This is a genomic window from Oleiphilus sp. HI0067 (assembly GCF_001635735.1).
On sequence record NZ_LWFI01000026.1, the window covers coordinates 1 to 1,005 of the forward strand.

Here is a 1,005-nt window from a genome sequence, read left to right on the forward strand (position 1 = left end):
TTTTATTGAATATCCATTCGGCGAAGAGGCTATGCAGCTAGCTGAAAATGGTGAGCCTCTAAAAGAAATTTCTATTGCCTTAAGTGACGGCGCACTAATGGTCGTCGCGGTAACAGAATCGAACGCCTTGGTCGCAAAACAATTCGAACAAGAAGAAGACTTCTTGAGCGGTGAAATACGTTTAGTGCCTGAAGAAGTTGATCTCCCACAACTTGATGTCGCACCTAAATTTATCATTGCTGAACCTGCGATGCGCTTTGTATTTGTCGGTACCAATGATGGACATATCCAGGTTTTAGATCTCAATGCAAAACGTGAAAATATCGTCAACGGCACCATCAAAGTGGGTGACGAAAATACTTTAATTGACGATATGACCTTACTACTGGGTGGTGCTTCCATCTTGGTCTCCGACAGCCAAGGAAGCACCTCGCAGTGGTTCATGGTACGCGATGAAAACAACAAGTATCGTCTTGAAAACATTCGTACCTTTGAAGCCGTCGGCGGTAAGATTGCAGCGGCAGATATTGAACAACGTCGTAAGGGTTTCTTAATCGCCAACACTGAAGGCACGATTAAGTTTTACAACAGTACTGCGCATTCCACTGCATTGACCATTAGTGCAGACGCAGCCGTTAATAATCTTGCTATTGCACCACGTGCCAACAAACTTCTTGTTGAAACTACGGATGGAAAAATTCAATGGTGGTTAGTGGATAACGAGCACCCTGAAATTTCCTTCTCAGCACTTTGGGGCAAAGTTTGGTATGAGGGCTATGAAGAACCAGATTACATTTGGCAATCTTCAGCAGCGAATAACGACTTCGAACCAAAATACAGCTTATCCCCTCTTGCATTCGGTACATTAAAAGCCGCGTTCTATGATGCTTGTTGCAACGCCTCTAGCAATCTGTGGCGCTTTGTATACTGCATATTTCATGTCACCGGGTTTACGTCGTAAGGTAAAACCATCGATTGAATTGATGGAAGCATTACCTACCGTAA

1 pseudogene is annotated in these 1,005 nt (G+C 43.8%); it reads left to right on the forward strand.

Annotated features, from left to right (window positions below):
* Positions 1-961, forward strand: a pseudogene (locus tag A3739_RS29075) (phosphate ABC transporter permease); the annotation flags it as partial.
* Between the last annotated feature and the right edge of the window lie 44 nt (positions 962-1,005).